Source organism: Bradyrhizobium sp. Leo170 (assembly GCF_004296405.1).
Lineage (GTDB): Bacteria > Pseudomonadota > Alphaproteobacteria > Rhizobiales > Xanthobacteraceae > Bradyrhizobium.
The window spans coordinates 1-17,237 of sequence record NZ_PSRR01000170.1 but is presented as its reverse complement, the minus strand read 5'-3'; the positions used below and the strand labels follow the sequence as shown (position 1 = coordinate 17,237).

The 17,237-nt window shown below is 62.3% G+C and carries 14 protein-coding genes and 2 pseudogenes; 7 read left to right on the top strand and 9 right to left on the bottom strand.

Annotation, left to right across the window (positions count from 1 at the left end; translation table 11 throughout):
* The first annotated feature begins 308 nt into the window (after positions 1-308).
* Positions 309-2,267 carry a DEAD/DEAH box helicase gene (locus CWO89_RS25410; protein ID WP_130581395.1) on the top strand — a complete coding sequence of 653 codons (1,959 nt, stop codon included), beginning with the start codon at positions 309-311 and terminating at the stop codon, positions 2,265-2,267.
* A 114-nt stretch (positions 2,268-2,381) separates the two neighbouring features.
* Here CWO89_RS25410 and CWO89_RS25405 read toward each other — a convergent pair whose 3' ends face one another.
* The gene (locus tag CWO89_RS25405; RefSeq protein ID WP_130581394.1) at positions 2,382-2,561 is read right to left on the bottom strand and encodes a hypothetical protein; all 180 of its coding nucleotides are present in this window, start codon (positions 2,559-2,561) and stop codon (positions 2,382-2,384) included.
* A gap of 596 nt (positions 2,562-3,157) precedes the next feature.
* Between CWO89_RS25405 and CWO89_RS25395 the strand changes: the two genes are divergently transcribed.
* From CWO89_RS25395 to CWO89_RS25380, 4 genes and pseudogenes are all read left to right on the top strand, one after another.
* The gene (locus CWO89_RS25395; RefSeq protein WP_028166547.1) at positions 3,158-3,400 is read left to right on the top strand and encodes a hypothetical protein; all 243 of its coding nucleotides are present in this window, start codon (positions 3,158-3,160) and stop codon (positions 3,398-3,400) included.
* A gap of 33 nt (positions 3,401-3,433) precedes the next feature.
* Positions 3,434-3,568: pseudogene (locus CWO89_RS48085) on the top strand (DUF1488 family protein); the annotation flags it as partial.
* Between the two features lie 382 nt (positions 3,569-3,950).
* The gene (locus tag CWO89_RS25385; protein WP_130581396.1) at positions 3,951-4,160 is read left to right on the top strand and encodes a cold-shock protein; all 210 of its coding nucleotides are present in this window, start codon (positions 3,951-3,953) and stop codon (positions 4,158-4,160) included.
* 165 nt (positions 4,161-4,325) lie between these two features.
* Entirely contained in the window at positions 4,326-5,387 is a 1,062-nt protein-coding gene (locus tag CWO89_RS25380; protein ID WP_245476551.1) for a fatty acid desaturase, read from the top strand.
* 316 nt (positions 5,388-5,703) lie between these two features.
* Here CWO89_RS25380 and fdhF read toward each other — a convergent pair.
* The 7 genes and pseudogenes from fdhF to mobB all read right to left on the bottom strand — a co-directional run bounded on the left by fdhF (position 5,704) and on the right by mobB (position 14,378).
* Positions 5,704-8,062: pseudogene (fdhF, locus tag CWO89_RS25375) on the bottom strand (formate dehydrogenase subunit alpha).
* Positions 8,059-9,765, bottom strand: a complete 1,707-nt coding sequence (locus tag CWO89_RS25370; protein WP_130581391.1) for an NADH-ubiquinone oxidoreductase-F iron-sulfur binding region domain-containing protein — start codon at positions 9,763-9,765, stop codon at positions 8,059-8,061. Before CWO89_RS25370 ends, fdhF begins: the two are co-directional and overlap by 4 nt.
* Before the next feature lie 147 nt (positions 9,766-9,912).
* Positions 9,913-10,194 (bottom strand): hypothetical protein, encoded by a 282-nt coding sequence (locus tag CWO89_RS25365; protein ID WP_130581390.1) that lies wholly within the window; start codon positions 10,192-10,194, stop codon positions 9,913-9,915.
* A gap of 88 nt (positions 10,195-10,282) precedes the next feature.
* On the bottom strand, positions 10,283-11,938 hold the full coding sequence (locus CWO89_RS25360) for an OFA family MFS transporter (RefSeq protein ID WP_130581389.1): 1,656 nt from the start codon (positions 11,936-11,938) through the stop codon (positions 10,283-10,285).
* A 339-nt stretch (positions 11,939-12,277) separates the two neighbouring features.
* Positions 12,278-12,550, bottom strand: a complete 273-nt coding sequence (locus CWO89_RS25355; protein ID WP_165421337.1) for a sulfurtransferase TusA family protein — start codon at positions 12,548-12,550, stop codon at positions 12,278-12,280.
* A gap of 52 nt (positions 12,551-12,602) precedes the next feature.
* A complete protein-coding gene (locus tag CWO89_RS25350; protein ID WP_130581387.1) occupies positions 12,603-13,856 on the bottom strand; it encodes a molybdopterin molybdotransferase MoeA in 1,254 nt (417 codons plus the stop codon).
* Entirely contained in the window at positions 13,857-14,378 is a 522-nt protein-coding gene (gene mobB / locus CWO89_RS25345; protein WP_130581386.1) for a molybdopterin-guanine dinucleotide biosynthesis protein B, read from the bottom strand.
* Positions 14,379-14,567: 189 nt separating this feature from the next.
* Here mobB and CWO89_RS25340 point away from each other — a divergent pair, with 189 nt between their 5' ends.
* Both CWO89_RS25340 and mobA read left to right on the top strand, forming a co-directional pair.
* Entirely contained in the window at positions 14,568-15,458 is an 891-nt protein-coding gene (locus tag CWO89_RS25340; protein WP_130581385.1) for a formate dehydrogenase accessory sulfurtransferase FdhD, read from the top strand.
* A 177-nt stretch (positions 15,459-15,635) separates the two neighbouring features.
* Entirely contained in the window at positions 15,636-16,271 is a 636-nt protein-coding gene (gene mobA, locus CWO89_RS25335; protein ID WP_130581384.1) for a molybdenum cofactor guanylyltransferase MobA, read from the top strand.
* 166 nt (positions 16,272-16,437) lie between these two features.
* On the opposite strand, the gene CWO89_RS25330 is transcribed toward mobA, so the two are convergent.
* The coding region (locus CWO89_RS25330) for a chloride channel protein (protein WP_130581383.1) at positions 16,438-17,237 on the bottom strand (800 nt) is incomplete at its 5' end.

Genomic DNA, 17,237 nt, shown 5'->3' with positions numbered 1-17,237 from the left:
ATCCGGCCAAACGCCAGTTGTTAGCCGAGCCCCGGCATTAACAGTTTCCCTCGACATTCGTAAAGGCCCTCAATATGCGGCGAAAGGGCTCCAACATGCTGGATGTAGTAGGTTCGGGCAGGCCGGCGGGGCTTCTCTCTGCGTCCGCCAATGCGATGTGGCATACGGGGCCATGGTGATTTGACTTCTCTTGGCGTAAAGCATCTGAATCAAATCGCCACGCGCGCGGCTGTGCCGTCTGCCGGGCACGCAGCTTCAAGTCACTCGGCTCGACGTTCTGCGCCTGAGCCAACAAAGGTTTCCATCTCGTGTCATTCCCGACCACAAGTCCGCCGCTCGCCCGAGCTTTAGCCGAGCGCAGCTACGATCGGCCGACCCCTGTTCAGATCGCCGTGCTTGCGGAAGAAGCTGTCGACCGCGACCTTCTCGTTTCGGCCCAAACAGGCTCGGGCAAGACCGTCGCTTACGGGCTGGCAATTGCAAAGAATCTTCTGGGCAGGGACGAGCGGTTTCAGCGGGCTGCCGCGCCGCTTGCCTTGACCGTCGCGCCAACGCGCGAACTCGCCTTGCAGGTCCATCGCGAACTCGCATGGCTTTATCAATACGCGGATGCGCGCGTCGTCTCCTGCGTCGGCGGCATGGATCCGCGCCGCGAACAGGGCGAGCTTGCCGCGGGCGCTCACATCGTGGTCGGGACGCCAGGCCGATTGTGCGATCACTTGCGGCGCGGCCATCTCGACATTTCGGAATTGAAGGCCGTCGTCCTCGACGAGGCCGATGAAATGCTCAATCTCGGTTTTCGCGAGGATATGGAATTCATCCTCAAGACCACGCCCGACACGCGCCGCACGTTGTTGTTCTCGGCGACTTTTCCGCGCGGCATCGTTGCGCTGGCAAAGCAGTACCAGCGACAGGCCTTTCGGATCGAGGTCGCGGGCGACGAAGGCGGTCATGCCGATATTGAGTACCGCGCCATCCGGATCGCTCCTGATGATGTCGAGCACGCGGTCGTCAACGTATTGCGCTTTTTCGAATCGCCGAGCGCACTTGTGTTTTGCAACACAAGAGATGCGGTCAGGCATTTGCAGGCGGCGCTGCTGGAGCGTGGGTTTTCCGTGGTCGCTCTCTCCGGTGAAATGACGCAGAACGAGCGAACCCTGGCGCTGCAGGCGTTGCGCGACGGACGTTCCCGCGTCTGCGTGGCGACCGACGTGGCGGCGCGCGGCATCGACCTGCCGAGCCTCGACCTCGTCATTCATGCCGATCTGCCAAAGGACGCGGAGGTCATGCAGCACCGCTCGGGTCGCACCGGCCGTGCGGGCCGCAAGGGTGTGAGCATCCTGCTGGTGCCGCCCGCCCGAAAACGACGCGCGGAATTGCTGCTGAATCTGGCTGGCATTGATGCCGTCTGGGGCACGGCTCCTCAGGCCGATGAAATCCGCAAGCTCGATCATGAACGCATGCTGCAGGATGCGGTGTTCACCGAGGAAACGACCGCCGACGATCTGGTGCTGGCGCGGGCATTGCTTGCCGAGCGGTCGGTTGAGGACATCGCGGCGGCGCTCGCGCGGCTTTATCGCGCGCGGCTTCCTTCGCCCGAAGACATTCTCGATCCCGGCCAGGATCGCAGCCGACCTCGTGACGACCGCGGTCGAGAACACATTCGGACATCGCGCGGCGATGAACGCCCCACCGCGCCCCGATCGAAAACGGGAAGATCATCGTCGCGTCACGGAATGGCGGAAGCCAGCGTATGGTTCCGGGCTACCATCGGACGAAAAAAGAATGCGGAAGCGCGCTGGCTCTTGCCGATGATTTGCCGTCGTGGCGGCATCGACAAGCGTGACATTGGCGCCATCCGGATTCTGGACACCACCACCGAGTTCGAAATTTCCGAGCGGGTCGCAGGATCCTTCGCCGCCAAGATCCGACGTCCGGATAAGGAAGACAACATCCGCATCGAGCCGCTGGCAGACACTCCCCCAGGTCAGGCACGTTCGGAAAAGCAGTCACACTCGCCTTGGCGCGAAGCCGGCGACTCCGATCACAATGCTCGTCGAAGCGACAATTCTCGTGACGCGGCAGGACCGAAGCAACGCGGCAAGCCTCACCGCGAAAGCGGGTCGAAATTTGGCGGCGAGCCGGGTTTCGGGAAGAAAAAGAAACACCGGAACAAGTCCGGCCATGCTGGACAAGGGCAGCCGGCAAACACGTCGCCTGCGAAAGCCGCACTCGGAAAGAAGGCAAGGAAGAATCGTCGCGGCTGATCTGTTGCCGTCGGGGGCTGCGGGACGCTCAATCCTTCAAGTCTGAGCGTGTTCCTAATCGCCGCAGCGAGTCTTCTGTGATCAACGCTGGACGGTCGCCCGCAATTTCACGAATCATCCGATGAGCCATCGCCCTTTGTGGATATCGAACTTCACCAGGCCTTCGTCTCGCATTTTCAACAGGAGGGATTGGCAAGCTTCTTCATTCACGACATTGGCGCGTTTCATGACCTCGTGCACTTTGAGCGGTTTCTCGCGGAGCGCCCGCAGGATATTTTCTCGATCATTCAGCACGACTAGGCTCCTACCGTCATCAAGCGCGCTAAATCACTGAGAATACGAAAGCTGATCTTCCGTAACGACACGCTCTATATTATCCGACTTGCTCTTGATGCGGTATCTAAGACGTCCATCTGCCTCGATGGGCATAAGTTGAACGATGGTGTAAATCATTGGTGCCTCAGTGGAGGCACGTCCTCGTGGACCTTGGGGCTGGTGGTGAACGTCTTCATTCAGTTTGTAGGCATATGACATGTGTCTACCTCTAAAAGTTACGGCTGCTCTAACGTGGAGCATGCTGTAATGCAATGCATCCTGTTGCCCTCCGGCCCAGGCCCGTGAAAGCAAGAACGAGCGCTGCGGCGGTCGGCTTCGCGGTCTTAAGGAGGGCAGAAGCGCGTCAGTAACGTTGACCTAATACGTCCCGAACATGCTTTTAGTGTCCGTGGTCGCATTGAACGGAGGCGGGACGAGTTAAACAAGCGCTCCTCGAGCCAATCGCCCGCTACCACCAAAAGCTATGCAGCGCAAAGTGCATTTCCCGAGCACGCGTTGTTGCGATTTGGTCTCGGCGGGTGGATGCTGTCGGCGCGGGCACAAAGGAGGGCAGCATGAGCAAGGCAACTCTTGACAATCGCCACCGCAACAAGGACGGAGAAATCAGCGCCAAACACGGAAACACCCTTATTCGCACGTTGCGCAAGGTGTACGGCCAGAGTTTCGCGGCTGGCTATCCCGACACCGAGAAGCTCCGCGAGGTTCTCCTTAAGCTGAACGAGACATCGTTGAGCCAACTCCGCCGTGATCATGAGACCGGCCACTTGGAGCACAAGATCACCAAAGCCTCGAAGTGAGGCCATCATCTGGAAAGCGCGGCGCGGTCCTAGCCGAACCAGCGTGAGGCCCAATTCATCAGACTCCGCGATCGGATTGAAGAGCGTGCCGCTCGCAAATTCCTTGCAATGGAGTTCGAAGGCACTCCTCCGGGCGTTATCTTGCGCAGTATCGACTTCCAAAATTAGTTCCAAAGGACGCGGCAGGGCTGATGCACAAGGGGATATCGGCATCCCATCGAGAACCCGCTGTGGTTTGACTTTGCACAAGGCGAGTTGGGGTGTTCGGGTTAACGAAGGCGGCGAGTTTTGATCGACCATGTCTTCCACAGACAAGACCCAAAAGCGGACATCGGGCAAGGCAAAGGCCTGCAGACCTTGACGTCACTCCAATTCGTGTCCATATATGGTGCTAATCGACACTTGGCCGAACGACCTGGGCCGCTTCGCCTCGTTACTGACAGGCGCGCACGTTTCAGACCCCTTCTCCAAAATCGATCAGCCGACGAAGGATTCCGATCCCTCGGCGGCTAAGTCTTGCGTGTACGTTGTCAGTGAAAGGACATTCTCCGTGACTACAGGAATTGTGAAGTGGTTTAACAGCCAAAAGGGCTTCGGCTTCATTCAGCCCGCCGATGGCGGCAATGACGTCTTTGTTCATATCAGCGCGGTTGAACGCGCCGGCATGAGCACCCTCAATGAGGGGCAAAATGTCAGCTTTGACATCGTCGCAGACCGCCGGACCGGCAAATCTGCCGCTGAAAATCTGCGCGCTGTCTGAGCGACTGCGTGAAGGGCCATGCTGCTCTGACCACGGATGTATTGGCAGAGCTTGTGGTTTCGGAGTCCCGCGGCCGATCCGTCGGCACGCGGGATTTTTTATTTGGCCGCAATCATTGCGGCTGCGCCGAAAGCGGCGCGATCGGCAGGCCTCGGATATCATCACTTGAGCATTAAACATAACTCAGGTCTGGCGACGCCCGACACTCGGCGTTGGACGAGCATTCTGGGCGGCTATCGGACGCCAAATCACGTGCGCAGCGTTGCCGAGTTGGTGATCACGGCTTTGCCGCTCGTGACGTTATGGACGGCAGCTTGGTTCACGTTTTCCCTTGGCTATGCTTGGGCTTCATTGCTTATCGCGATTCCAGCCGCCGGCTTTCTCTTGCGCCTGTTCATGATCCAGCACGACTGCGGCCATGGCACCTTTTTCGCCGATCGTCTGGCGAACGACTGGGTCGGCCGCGTCATTGGCGTGCTCACGCTGACGCCTTACGACTGGTGGCGCCGCACGCATGCGATCCATCATGCCACCACCGGCAACCTCGACCGCCGCGGTATCGGCGATATCGATACCCTGACAGTTCGCGAATACCAGGCCCGTTCGTGGTGGGGCCGTCTGAAATACAGACTTTACCGCCACCCACTGGTCATGTTCGTGGTCGGACCAGCCTATCTGTTTCTCCTGCAACACCGTCTCCCGGTCGGCCTCATGCGCGACGGTTGGCAGCCTTGGACCAGCACAATGGCGACCAATCTCGCCATTGCCGTGATCGCCGCCGCGCTCACATGGCTCATCGGCATTAAGGCGTTCCTGCTCGTGCATCTTCCGATCATGCTGCTCGCCGCCACGACCGGCGTATGGCTGTTCTATGTGCAACATCAATTTGAGCAAACCGCGTGGGAGCGCGACGAGCGCTGGAATCTGCATCAGGCCGCCCTATACGGCAGCTCACATTACGATCTTCCGGTATTGCTGCGCTGGTTCACAGCCAACATCGGCATCCACCACGTGCACCATCTTTGCAGTCGTATTCCCTTTTACCGGCTGCCGCGCGTGTTGCGCGACCACCCGGAACTGCGCGAGGTCGGTCACATAACGCTCCTGCAGAGCTTTCGGTGCGTAAGGCTTGTGCTGTGGGACGAGGCTCAGCGCCGCCTGGTGTCGTTCCGTGAAATCAGAGCCCGAGAGTTTCAGGGAACGGCGCCAAAGCTCGCCGCACCATAGCCATAGCGGCCGCGCTTTCCTCGATCGTGATAGTGCCACGGTTTGCGCATCACCTCGGCCGTGGGCTCTGGGCATCCGACGTCGGCTGTTGGCCCTAAGCGTCGAGCCAGATAGCTTTGGCGCCTGCTGCTAGGGGTGATCCGTTTCTATATGAGGAAGGGGTGCTGTCCGTATTTGAGCCCAAGTGTCCCAACAAGTGTCTCAAATTGAATCTGCGGGTGTCCTAAATTGTTCGACCTCTACTGGCCTGGTTGAGATCGACAGTCCGCAATCTATCAGAAGGTGATACCCTAACGTTGCGGGGTAGCAGCAGCGCCTACTCCGCGGCCGAGCGGAGTTCGGCCTTTTCCGCGCGCACGGCGCAGAACTTGAATTCCGGAATCTTGCCGAACGGATCGAGCGCGGGATTGGTCAAGAGATTGGCCGCCGCTTCCGCGTAGCAGAACGGCATGAACACCATGTTCTCCGGCACGTCGCGGTCGGAGCGCACCTTCACCTCGACGGCGCCGCGGCGCGTCTGGAGCCGGATGAAATCGCCGGGCCAGAGCTGCATGCGCCGCATGTCCTTCGGCGACATGAAGGCGACCGCCTCCGGCTCGATCTGGTCGAGTACGGATGCGCGGCGGGTCATCGATCCCGTGTGCCAATGCTCCAGCACGCGGCCGGTCGAAAGCACCATCGAATATTCGGCGTCTGGCAATTCATCCGGCGGAATGACATGGGCCGGCACGATCTTGCCGCGGCCGTTCGCGGTCGGGAAGCCGGTGGTGAAGATGATCTCGTTGCCGGGCTTGTGCGGGTCGTCGACCGGATAGGTCACCGCGCCCTCGCGCACGAGACGCTCCCAGGTGATGTTATTCAACGACGGCATCACCTCCGTCATCTCGGCGAAGACATCGGCCGGGCCGCTGTAATTCCACGGCAAACCCATGCGCTTTCCGATCTCCTGGATGATCCAGAGATCCTGCCGCGCGTCGCCCGGCGGCTTGATCACCTCGCGCGCGAGCTGCACGCGGCGGTCGGTGTTGGTGAAGGTGCCGGACTTCTCCGCAAAGGCCGAAGCCGGCAGGATCACGTCGGCATGGAACGCGGTCTCTGTGACGAAGAGATCCTGCACCACGAGATGATCGAGCATGGCAAGCGCCCGACGCGCATGCTGCAGATCGGGATCGGACATCGCGGGGTTTTCGCCCTCGATATACATGCCGTGAATCTCGCCGGCATGGATCGCGTTCATGATCTCGACCACGGTGAGGCCGCGAACCGGATCGAGGCTCTTCTGCCAGAGCTCCTCGAACTTGCCGCGCAGGTCGACGCGGCCGACCGGCTGGTAGTCCGGCAGGAACATCGGGATCAGGCCGGCGTCGGAGGCGCCCTGCACATTGTTCTGGCCGCGCAACGGATGCAGGCCGGTGCCGGGACGGCCGACCTGGCCGGTGATCAGCGCCAGCGCGATCAGGCAGCGCGCATTGTCGGTGCCATGGACATGCTGGCTGATGCCCATGCCCCAGAAGATGATCGCGGACTTTGCGCGGGCGTAGAGCCGCGCCACTTCGCGCAAGGTGTCGGCCGGGATGCCGCAGATCGGCTCCATCTTCTCCGGCGTGAAGTCCGCGATCTTGGCCTTCAGCTCGTCGAAACCTTCGGTGTAGCCGGCGATATACTGATCGTCGGTCAGGCCCTCGGTGATGATCGTGTTGATCATCGCGTTCAGCATCGCGACGTCGCTTCCCGGCTTGAAGGCGAGATGCTTAGTGGCGTGGCGCGACAACGACTGCAGCCGCGGGTCAATCACGATCAATTTCGCGCCGCGCTTGGCCGCGTTCTTGATATAGGTCGCGGCTACCGGATGGTTCACGGTCGGGTTGGCGCCGATCACGATGATCACCTCGGCATCCATCGCCGCCGAGAACGGCGCCGAGACCGCGCCGGAATTCAATCCCTCCGTCAGCGCCGCGACCGATGAGGCGTGGCACAGCCGCGTGCAGTGGTCGACATTGTTGGAGCCGAAGCCGGTGCGCACCAGCTTCTGGAACAGATAGGCTTCCTCGTTCGATCCTTTCGCCGAACCGAAGCCGGCGAGCGCCTTCACGCCCTTCTCGTCACGGATCTTGACGAGACCGCGCGCGGCGATATCGAGCGCCTCTTCCCAGCTTGCCTCGCGGAAATGCGTGAACGGATTGGCCGGATCGACCTGGTCGTTGGCGTCCTTCCTGGCGTTCGGCAACCGCACCAGCGGTTTTGTCAGACGATGCGGATGATGAATATAGTCGAAGCCGAAGCGGCCCTTGACGCAGAGCCGGTTGTGATTGGCCGGGCCGTCGCGCCCCTCCGCGTAGATCACCTTCTCGTCCTTGACCTGATAGGTCACCTGGCAGCCGACGCCGCAGAACGGGCAAAGCGAATCCACCTTGCGATCGGGATAGGTGACGCGGGTCTGCTTCTCGTCCAGCATCACGGCGGGCATCAGCGCGCCGGTCGGGCAGGCCTGCACGCATTCGCCGCAGGCGACGCAGGTGGACTCGCCCATCGGTGCCGTCGGGGCGATAGTCGGGCGCCGGCGAATAGCAGAGGTGCGGGATCTCCTGGCCCTGCCGCTTTGCCACCTGCCAGATGGTCTCGCCCGCCTTGGCTTCGACCTGCTTGCCGTCGAGTTCGAACTGGATCGTCGTCATTCCGCAGCTTCCTTGAACTCGTCGGGGAAGTATTTAATCACGGAGGTCAGGGGATTCGAGGCGGCCTGACCGAGGCCACAGATCGACGCATCGCGCATCGCCTGGCTCAGTTCCTCGAGCAGCGCCCGGTTCCACACGGGACGTTCCATCAGTTGCGCCGCCTTCTGCGTGCCGACGCGGCACGGCGTACACTGGCCACAGCTTTCGTCCTCGAAGAAGCGCATCAGATTGAGCGCCGCCGCCTTTACGCTGTCATGCTGTGACAGGATCACGATCGCGGCCGAGCCGATGAAGCAGCCGTATTTTTCCAGCGTGCCGAAATCGAGCGGGATGTCATCCATCGTCGCCGGCAGGATGCCGCCGGAGGCGCCGCCCGGCAGATAAGCGTGGAACGTGTGGCCGTCGGCCATGCCGCCGCAATATTCGTCGATCAGTTCACGCACTGTCAGCCCGGCCGGCGCGAGCTTCACGCCGGGATTCTTGACGCGGCCGGAGACCGAATAGCTTCGTAGACCGTGACGACCGTTGCGACCGTGCGAACTCCACCAGCCCGCGCCCTTCTCCACGATGTCGCGCACCCAGAACAGTGTTTCGATATTGTTGATCAGGGTGGGCTGACCGAACAGTCCCACCTGGAACGGATAGGGTGGCTTGTGCCGCGGCAGGCCGCGCTTGCCTTCGATGCTCTCGAGCAGCGAAGATTCCTCGCCGCAGATATAGGCGCCGGCACCGCGGCGGATGTGCAAGGTGGGACCGCCCGGCGGCAGCTTGGCGAGTTCGAGGGGCAGGATCTTGAGCGCCGCCGGATATTCGTCGCGAATGTAAATGTAGACATCTGTGGCATCGACGACGTGCGCGCCGATCAGCGTACCTTCCAGGAAGCGGTGCAAATCGCGCAGCAGGTAAAACCGATCCTTGAAGGTGCCGGGCTCTCCTTCGTCGCCATTGACTGCCATCAGCCGCGGCCCGGGCTCGCCGAGCACCGCGCGCCATTTCCGGCCGGTAGGAAAGCCTGCGCCGCCGAGCCCGCGCAGGCTGGAATCGTCGAGCGCCTTCAGGATGTCTTCCTTGCTGACCCGGCCGGCGCGCAGATCGTTCAGCAGCTTGTAACCGCCATCCTTCACATAGGCATCGTAGTCGACATAAGTCGGGATATCGGGTTCAATCTCGCCACGCGCAGCCGTCGCCAGCACTTCGGTTGTGGTCGCGCGCATCACGTAGTGATGACCGACTTCAGCCACAGGAGCCATATCGCACAGGCCGACGCAGGGCGCGCGCACCACGCGGATGCCGGGACCGGCCGAGTCCTGCAATTGCTCCAGCAGCCTTTCGCCGCCGAGCATCGCGCAAGTGAGCGAATCGCAGACGCGGATCGTGAGCGGCGCGATATCCGGCTGGCCTTCCTTCACCACGTCGAAATGCGCGTAGAAGGTCGCGGTCTCGAACACTTCCGCAAACGACAGTCGCATCTCGTCCGCGAGCGCGGCGAGATGCGCGGCGGAGATCTGGTGATACTTGTCCTGGATCAGGTGCAGGAATTCGATCAACAGATCGCGCCGGCGCGGCTGGTCGCCGAGCAATTGCTCGACCTCATGCGCGGCCGTCGGATCGATCTGGCGTCCCTTCGGCGTCGCCTTGGCCTTGCGCCGCCCGGCGCCAGGATGCTCGAACGCGCGAACCTCTTGCACGTCATGAACCGTCATTGAAACATCCGTTTTTACCACTCTTTAGATCAACTCTAAACTCTGGCATGCCAGATGCCAATAGAAAATTATCGCGTCCAAAGAAGCATTTAAGGGGCATGCCGCCACGCATGCCCCCTACCCCTTTTCCCAGCGACAAGCCTATCCTCACGTCTTGCCCATGCACTCCTCGATGTAGAACCACCGGTCGTCACCCGCCAATCCCTTGGCTTTGACCTCCTGGCGACAGGTCTTCAACTTGCCCCTGTTGGCGCTCCATTTGGCCTTCATGTCCTTCAGCTTTTGCGCCGTCAGCTTCGCCCTGGAAGGCTTCGCCTCGCTCGAAGCGGCGGGCGTGGACGGCGCGGGCGTGGTGGTTTGGGCCGAAGCCGCAGTCAGTACACCCATGATCAACAACGCGGCGGCGACACCAGTTCCGATACGAAACATCGAGAAAATTCCCTTGTTCTATTCGTTGAATTGAATGGACGAAAAAAGGCGCCGCGAGCGAAAGCATCGCCCGCGGCGCCGGCTCCGATCAGAAGATCTTGACCGCGCTTTCCAGCGTCTTCCAGACGCCCCAGGCCAAGGGAATGCCGACAAAGGCCCAGAACAGCACGGCCTTAGCATCCAACCCGCCGAACCCGATGCCGTAGGAACCATGCGGGCCGGCCGCATCCGCGCTCGCGCTCGCCGCCTGCAGTTTTGCCACTTCCGCCTCGCTCATGTGCCACTTCGCATCGACCGGCTTGACCAGATAATTGCAGATCAGGCCCGCGATCAGCATGGCGCAGAGGATGTACATCGTGGTGTTGTAGAGCTGGTCGCGCGGAACGCCGGCAGCTAACTGGAACTCGCGGATGTAGTTCACCACGACCGGGCCGATGATGCCGGCGGTCGACCACGCCGTCAGCAGCCGGCCGTGAATGGCGCCGACGAATTGCGTTCCGAACATGTCGGCGAGATAGGCCGGCACGGTCGCAAAGCCCCCGCCATACATCGACAGGATGATGCCGAAGCCGAGCACGAACAGCAGTTTCGAGCCCATCGCCGCAAAGGTCGGCGCCAGCGCATAGAGCGCTATGCCGAGCAGGAAGAACGTATAGTAGGTGTTCTTGCGCCCGATCTTGTCCGACAGCGACGCCCAGAAGAAACGGCCGCCGATGTTGAACAGCGACAACAGCCCGGCGAAGCCCGCCGCGATGCCGGCGATCTGCGCCTTCTGCGAGGCATCAAGCTGGTTGAAGCCGACGTCGGGCAATCCGATCAGTTTGCCGGCGAAGATCTCCTGCAGCATCGGCGAGGCCATGCCGATCACGCCGATGCCTGCTGATACGTTGAGGCAGAGCACCCACCAGATCAGCCAAAACTGCGGCGTCTTGTGCGCATCGTCGAGATGGACGTTGTTGGTGGAGATCATCTTGTTGGCCTTGGCCTTTGGCTTCCAGCCCTCGGGCTGCCAGCCGACCGGCGGGATGCGATAGCGGAAGGCGCCGATCATCATGAACACGAAGTAGATCACGCCCATGGCCAGGAAGGTTTCCCAGACGCCGACTGAGGTCGGGGTCTTGAAATAGTTCATCAAGAGGTTGGCGAGCGGCGCGCCAATCATGGCGCCGCCGCCGAAACCCATGATGGCCATGCCGGTCGCCATGCCGCGGCGATCGGGAAACCATTTCACCAGTGTCGACACCGGCGAGATGTAACCGAGCCCGAGACCGACGCCGCCGATCACGCCGGCGCCCAGCCACATCAGCCAGAGCTGATGGACGTAGACGCCGAGCGCGCCGATCAGCAAGCCGCCGGCCCAACACAGCGCCGCGACGAATCCGGCCTTGCGCGGACCGACGCGTTCGAGCCAGCCGCCCCAGATCGCAGCGGACACGCCGAGCAGCACGAAGAACAGCGTGTACATCCACCCGAGACTCGCCACCTTCCAGTCGCAGGTGGTGGTGAACAATTCCTGCCACAGCGAGATATCGGGGCAGGCCTTCGGCGCGTTCAATCCGATCGCGCGCGACAGCGGCAGCCAGAACACCGAGAAGCCGTAGGCCATGCCGATGCACAGATGGATGCAGAGTGCGGCCGGCGGCACCAGCCAACGGTTGAAGCCGGCGGTCGCAATCGTGTGCTCCTTGTCGAGAAAACCAAGCCCCGCGCCGGCCACAGCGCCGGTGCTGCTAATCGTCGTCATCCGATCCTCCCTGCGGCCGCTCTTCAATCGAGAGCGTGCTCGCTTGTGTGATCCCATCCTTAAAGTTCAGCGTCGCGAAGCAGCCATGCTCCACGACATTCCCTCGATGCGCCGGGAATCGCTAAGCGCGCTCGAGAATTCCCAACCCGCAACGCGACACGATACGCCCGGTGCCAGCGTCAGCCGTGATGTTAAAGAAATGCCCGCCCGTATCGCTCGTGCCCGAGCGACGCTCCGCGGCTGCGTCGCCTGCGGAGCGATTCAATTGGGACAGAAGGTCTGAAATGTGTCGATAGGAAAAAGGTAGGTGTCAACCAGAGCGATTATTGCAACGCACGGCTATTGTTGCGATGCGGACGAAGCATCATTGATTTTCTCTATCGTCCCATTCGTCTTCTCGATCAAAAACACGATGCGGCTCTCGCTCCGCTCGGTGATCTCGACCTTGTCGCCGGTCTCTCGGATCAGATTAGGAATGTCAATCACCGACAATGGATCGGTGCAGACCACTTCAAGAAAATCACCAGGCGTAACCGTCTTCAATGCCTTGCGCGTCTTCAACGCGGGCAGCGGACATTTGAGGCCGGTGAGATCAAGTTTTGTCGTGCTCATGTTTGTGACCATGGCGAAGCATTCGCATACCGTCAATCGCTACGCGACGGCTTCAGATCAGGCTTGCATAGGACAGGAATCCGACGGTCTGGCCGGGTTCGACGCGTGTGATGTGTTCGCCAAGCTCGACCAGGCCATCGGTGTCGACCAGCGACGACAACAGCCCCGCACCCTCGCGCGGGAACTTGATGGCTTCGAGCGCGCCATCCGGCGCTGTGCGCAGATTGACGCGAACATATTCACGGCGCCCGATCTTCTTCTTGTAGGTAAATCCGGCGCGGACCGGCATCGGCACCAGCGGCTCCGGCGCGCCGCCTGACAGCGCCAAGATGGTTGGCCGCACCACGTGAACGAAGGTGACGAAGCTCGCCACGGGATTGCCGGGCAGGCCGATGAACGGCGTGCCGCCAATGATGCCCATCGCGACCGGACGGCCGGGCTTGATCGCCATCCGCCACAGCACCAGGCGGCCGACGCTCTCGACGCCGGCCTTGACATGATCCTCCTCGCCGGTCGAGACGCCACCGGTGGTGAGGATCAGATCGTGGTGGCCTGCGACGTCCTTCAGCGCGCGTGCGAGGCTCGCAGGCTCGTCGCGCAGAATGCCGAGGTCGCTGACCTCGCAGCCGAGCCGCCGCAGCATCGCCATCAGCATGAAGCGGTTGGAATCGAAGAGCTGCGGCGGCGCACGGCGCTCTCCCGGAGAAACCAGCTCGTCGCCGGTCGAGAACACCGCGACGCGGATCCGCTTGATCACGTCGAGCCTGACAAGGCCGAATGCCGCGGCCAGCGCGACATCCTGTGGCCGCAGGCGTCTTCCAATCTGCAACGCGGCGTGGCCGAGCGGGATGTCTTCGCCCGCGGGCCGCACATTGGCGCCCGGCTGCAGGCCTGCGGGCAAAACGACCTTGTCGCCTTCGATGCGGACATCCTCCTGCATGAACACAGTGTCGGCGCCATCTGGCATCGGCGCGCCTGTGAAGATGCGCACCGCATGACCGGGCTCGATCGGCGCATTCGCCGCGGCGCCCGCCTGCACCCGTCCACTGATCGGAAACGCCTGCTCCGAATCTTTGGGAAGATCGCGGCTCGCCACCGCATAGCCATCGACAGCGGAGTTGGTGAAGGGCGGCAGCGGCAGCGGCGCAAGGATCTCATTGGCGAGGATGCGCCCGTCGGCCTCCGCAAGCGCGACGGTCTCGATATCAGCTACCGCCGTCACCCGCGTTGCGATCAGGCGCACGGCTTCGTCGACCGACATCATCGGCCCGCTGGAGGCAAAGCAATCGTCGGATAGTTGCGCCATTCAGGTCTCGCTCTTTGCCAGGATCTCGTCGACCGTAACAGCGGCACGCTGCATCATGGCGGCAACGGCGGTGACATCATCGAGATGGGCCGTCGGCAGCCGGGTTTCAATCGCCGCATCGGTCGCGATCCCGACAATGCCGGGATCATCCGGGAACAGCAGCGGCTTGTTGTTGGCGGCCCGATGCACCTCGATCTTGCGCAGCGGCTCGCGCTTGAAGCCTTCGACGACAACGAGATCGACCTGCGACATCTTGGCGAGCAGCTCGACCAACCGCGGCTCGCGGGCGCCGCGCAGCTCATGCATCAGGGCCCAGCGCCGGCTGGAGGAGACCAGCACCTCGGTCGCGCCCGCCTGGCGGTGCACCCAGGAATCCTTGCCCGGCACGTCGACGTCGAACTCGTGATGAGCATGCTTGATCACGGACACGCGCAGCCCCTGTCCCAGCAGATACGGAATCACGCGCGACAGCAAGGTGGTCTTGCCGGCGCCGCTCCAGCCCGCGAGTCCGATCACTTTCATGCCAATCTGTTCTCCGGAACCGCCACCACCGTCATTGCGAGGAGCGAAGCGACGAAGCAATCCATAGTTTCCGCGGGGACAGATGGATTGCTTCGCTTACGCTCGCAATGACGGGCGGGGCCCATATTTCCCTAAGCTTCCGACATGCTTATATCGGATGGCAGGTAAAGTCATGCTAACCTGACCGCCATGATGAAGATCAACAAAGCGCGCGTTCCCCTGATCGTCCCCAATCCGGACGACCCGCGCCTGACCGAGCGCGTGACCGGGACCGACCAGACCGGCGCCAGCGTCGAGATCAAGGTGCCGATGGAGCGGCCGCTGACGCTGTACCTGAACGCACAGGAGATCGTCACCATGATGACGATCGGTGACTACCCGGAATATCTTGCGCTCGGCTATCTCCTCAACCAGAACATGCTCAAGTACGACGACGTCGTCACCGAGGTCGAATATGACGACGATCTGCAGGTGGTGGTCGTGCGCACCGAGCACCACACCAATTTCGAGCAGAAGCTGAAGAAGCGCACCCAGACCTCGGGCTGCGCCCAGGGCACAGCCTTCGGCGATCTCCTGGAGGCGGTCGAAAGCGTGGCGCTGCCGAAGGCGGAATTGCGCACCTCCTGGCTCTACCAGATGACGCATGTGATCAACACCATGCCCTCGCTCTATCTCGAAGCCGGCGCGATCCATGGCTGCGTGCTGTGCAAGGAGGGAACGCCGATCTGCTACACCGAGGACGTCGGCCGCCACAACGCCGTCGACAAGATCGCCGGCTGGATCTACCGCCATGGCGTCGACCCCGGCGACAAGATCCTCTACACCACGGGGCGGCTGACCTCGGAGATGGTGATCAAGACGGTGCGGATGGGCATTCCGATCCTGGTGTCGCGCTCCGGCTTCACAGCCTGGGGCGTCGAACTCGCGCGGCAGGTCGGCCTGACCCTGGTCGGGCGCACGCGCGGAAAACGCTTCATCGCGCTGTCAGGCCAGGAGCGCATCCTGTTCGACCAGAACCTCGACTATGTCGAGGAGGAATCCGCGCGCCACAAGCGCAAGGGCGAAGCGCGTGACGACTAGCATGATGAATTCAGATCGAGCTGCATCCCCGAACGAGCCGCGCCCCCTCTCCCGCTTGCGGGAGAGGGTTGGGGTGAGGGTGTCTCCGCGGGCGAGACTCTTCGTGTGGAGAGAACCCTCACCCGCTGCGCTCTTCGAGCACAGCGACCTCTCCCGCAAGCGGGAGAGGTAAAGCAGATGGCGGCCTCACGCGACAGAATTCCCGGCGTTCTTTTGGCCGGCGGCCTCGCGCGGCGCATGGGCGGCGGCGACAAGCCGATGCGCACGATCGGCGGCCGCACGATTCTGGAGCGCGTGATCGCGCGTCTCGCGCCGCAATGCGACGGCCTCATCCTCAACGCCAATGGCGATCCCGCGCGCTTTGCCGCGTTTGGATTGCCCGTCATCGCCGATAGCGTCGCCGATTTCCCAGGGCCCCTCGCCGGCATTTTGGCGGCGCTGGACTGGATGGCGGCGAACCGGCCGGAGGTGTCGCTGGTCCTGAGCGCGGCCGGCGACTGCCCGTTCCTGCCGCGCGATCTCGTCTTACGCCTCCACGACGCGCTGGTGAAGCAGAACGCGCAACTGGCGGTGGCGGCCTCCGGCGACAAGTCACATCCGGTGATCGGACTATGGAGCGTGTCGCTCCGCGACGAACTCCGCCATGCCCTCGTGGTCGAAGACGTCAGGAAGATCGACCGCTGGACCGCCCGCTACAGGCTCGCCACTGTGACCTGGCCGACCGAGCCGCTGGACCCCTTCTTCAACGCGAACACGGTCGAGGATATAGCCGAGGCCGAACGGCTCGCGGCGCTCGACGCAGCACCAGACTGACACCGCTGTCATTCCGGGGCGTCCGAAGGACGAGCCCGGAATCCATCGGGCCGCAGACGCGAGCGGAGGAATGGATTCTCTGATGTGCAATTGCACATCATAGCTCGATGCTAACGCATCGCCCCGGAATGACGGAGCCATTTCCGCGCGACCGCCCTCCACTCACTCATTCCCGTCTGATTTGCCGCTCCAGCCGCAGCGTGCGTTCGCGCAAGGAATCGTAGATGGGTGGATTGTGCAGCAGCGAGGGAAGCAGCATCGCCACGAAGCAGGCGCCAAGCATGGGCAGCAGCATCGTCACGTTGCCCGTCATCTCGGCGACGAGAACGATGCCGGTCACCGGCGCCCGTACCACGCCCGCGAAGAAGGCGGCCATGCCAACCAACGCAAATGCATGCGGCTCGATCGCGAGGTCCGGGAATACAAAGCGGCAGGCTGCTCCGAACAACAGCCCGGACTGGGCTCCCAGCACCAGCAAGGGCGCGAAGAGCCCGCCGGGAGTGGCGGCAGCGTATGATAAAGCCCCCAGAGCGAACCGGATCAGGAATGCGGAGGCGACGATCGCAGCGCTATCCTGGCCGGTCAGCGCGCGCTGCGTGATCTGATCGCCGCCCCCGACCAGCTCGGGCGCGAACCAGGCCAATATGCCGACGCTAGCGCCGATCAATCCGGCGCGGAGCTCGATCGGCAGCCGCGCGAACCGGTCGCTAGCAGCGATGAATGCGAGCAGCGTGCGGTTATAGGCGACGGCAAGCAGGCCCGCGACGGCCCCAAGCGCAAGGAACAGCGGCGCAGATACCGCGCTCGGAGTGTTCAGTGGGGTGACCTGGAAGTCGGGCGCGTCGCCGATAAACAGCCTTGCGACCGGGATCGCCGTGGCCAGCGTGGCGAGGGCCGCGACAGCGACGCGGCGCTCGAATTTGTGCAGCAGCTCTTCGAGTATGAAGGCGAGCCCGGCAATCGGCG

Bases quoted from the DNA above. Each gene is read 5' to 3' on its own strand.
- CWO89_RS25395 (WP_028166547.1), top strand. From the start codon at position 3,158: ATGAGCAAGGCAACTCTTGACAATCGCCACCGCAACAAGGACGGAGAA.
- mobA (WP_130581384.1), top strand. From the start codon at position 15,636: ATGGCGGCCTCACGCGACAGAATTCCCGGCGTTCTTTTGGCCGGCGGC.
- CWO89_RS25370 (WP_130581391.1), bottom strand. From the start codon at position 9,765: ATGACGGTTCATGACGTGCAAGAGGTTCGCGCGTTCGAGCATCCTGGC.
- mobB (WP_130581386.1), bottom strand. From the start codon at position 14,378: ATGAAAGTGATCGGACTCGCGGGCTGGAGCGGCGCCGGCAAGACCACC.
- CWO89_RS25355 (WP_165421337.1), bottom strand. From the start codon at position 12,550: ATGAGCACGACAAAACTTGATCTCACCGGCCTCAAATGTCCGCTGCCC.
- CWO89_RS25340 (WP_130581385.1), top strand. From the start codon at position 14,568: ATGATGAAGATCAACAAAGCGCGCGTTCCCCTGATCGTCCCCAATCCG.
- CWO89_RS25365 (WP_130581390.1), bottom strand. From the start codon at position 10,194: ATGTTTCGTATCGGAACTGGTGTCGCCGCCGCGTTGTTGATCATGGGT.
- CWO89_RS25360 (WP_130581389.1), bottom strand. From the start codon at position 11,938: ATGACGACGATTAGCAGCACCGGCGCTGTGGCCGGCGCGGGGCTTGGT.
- CWO89_RS25350 (WP_130581387.1), bottom strand. From the start codon at position 13,856: ATGGCGCAACTATCCGACGATTGCTTTGCCTCCAGCGGGCCGATGATG.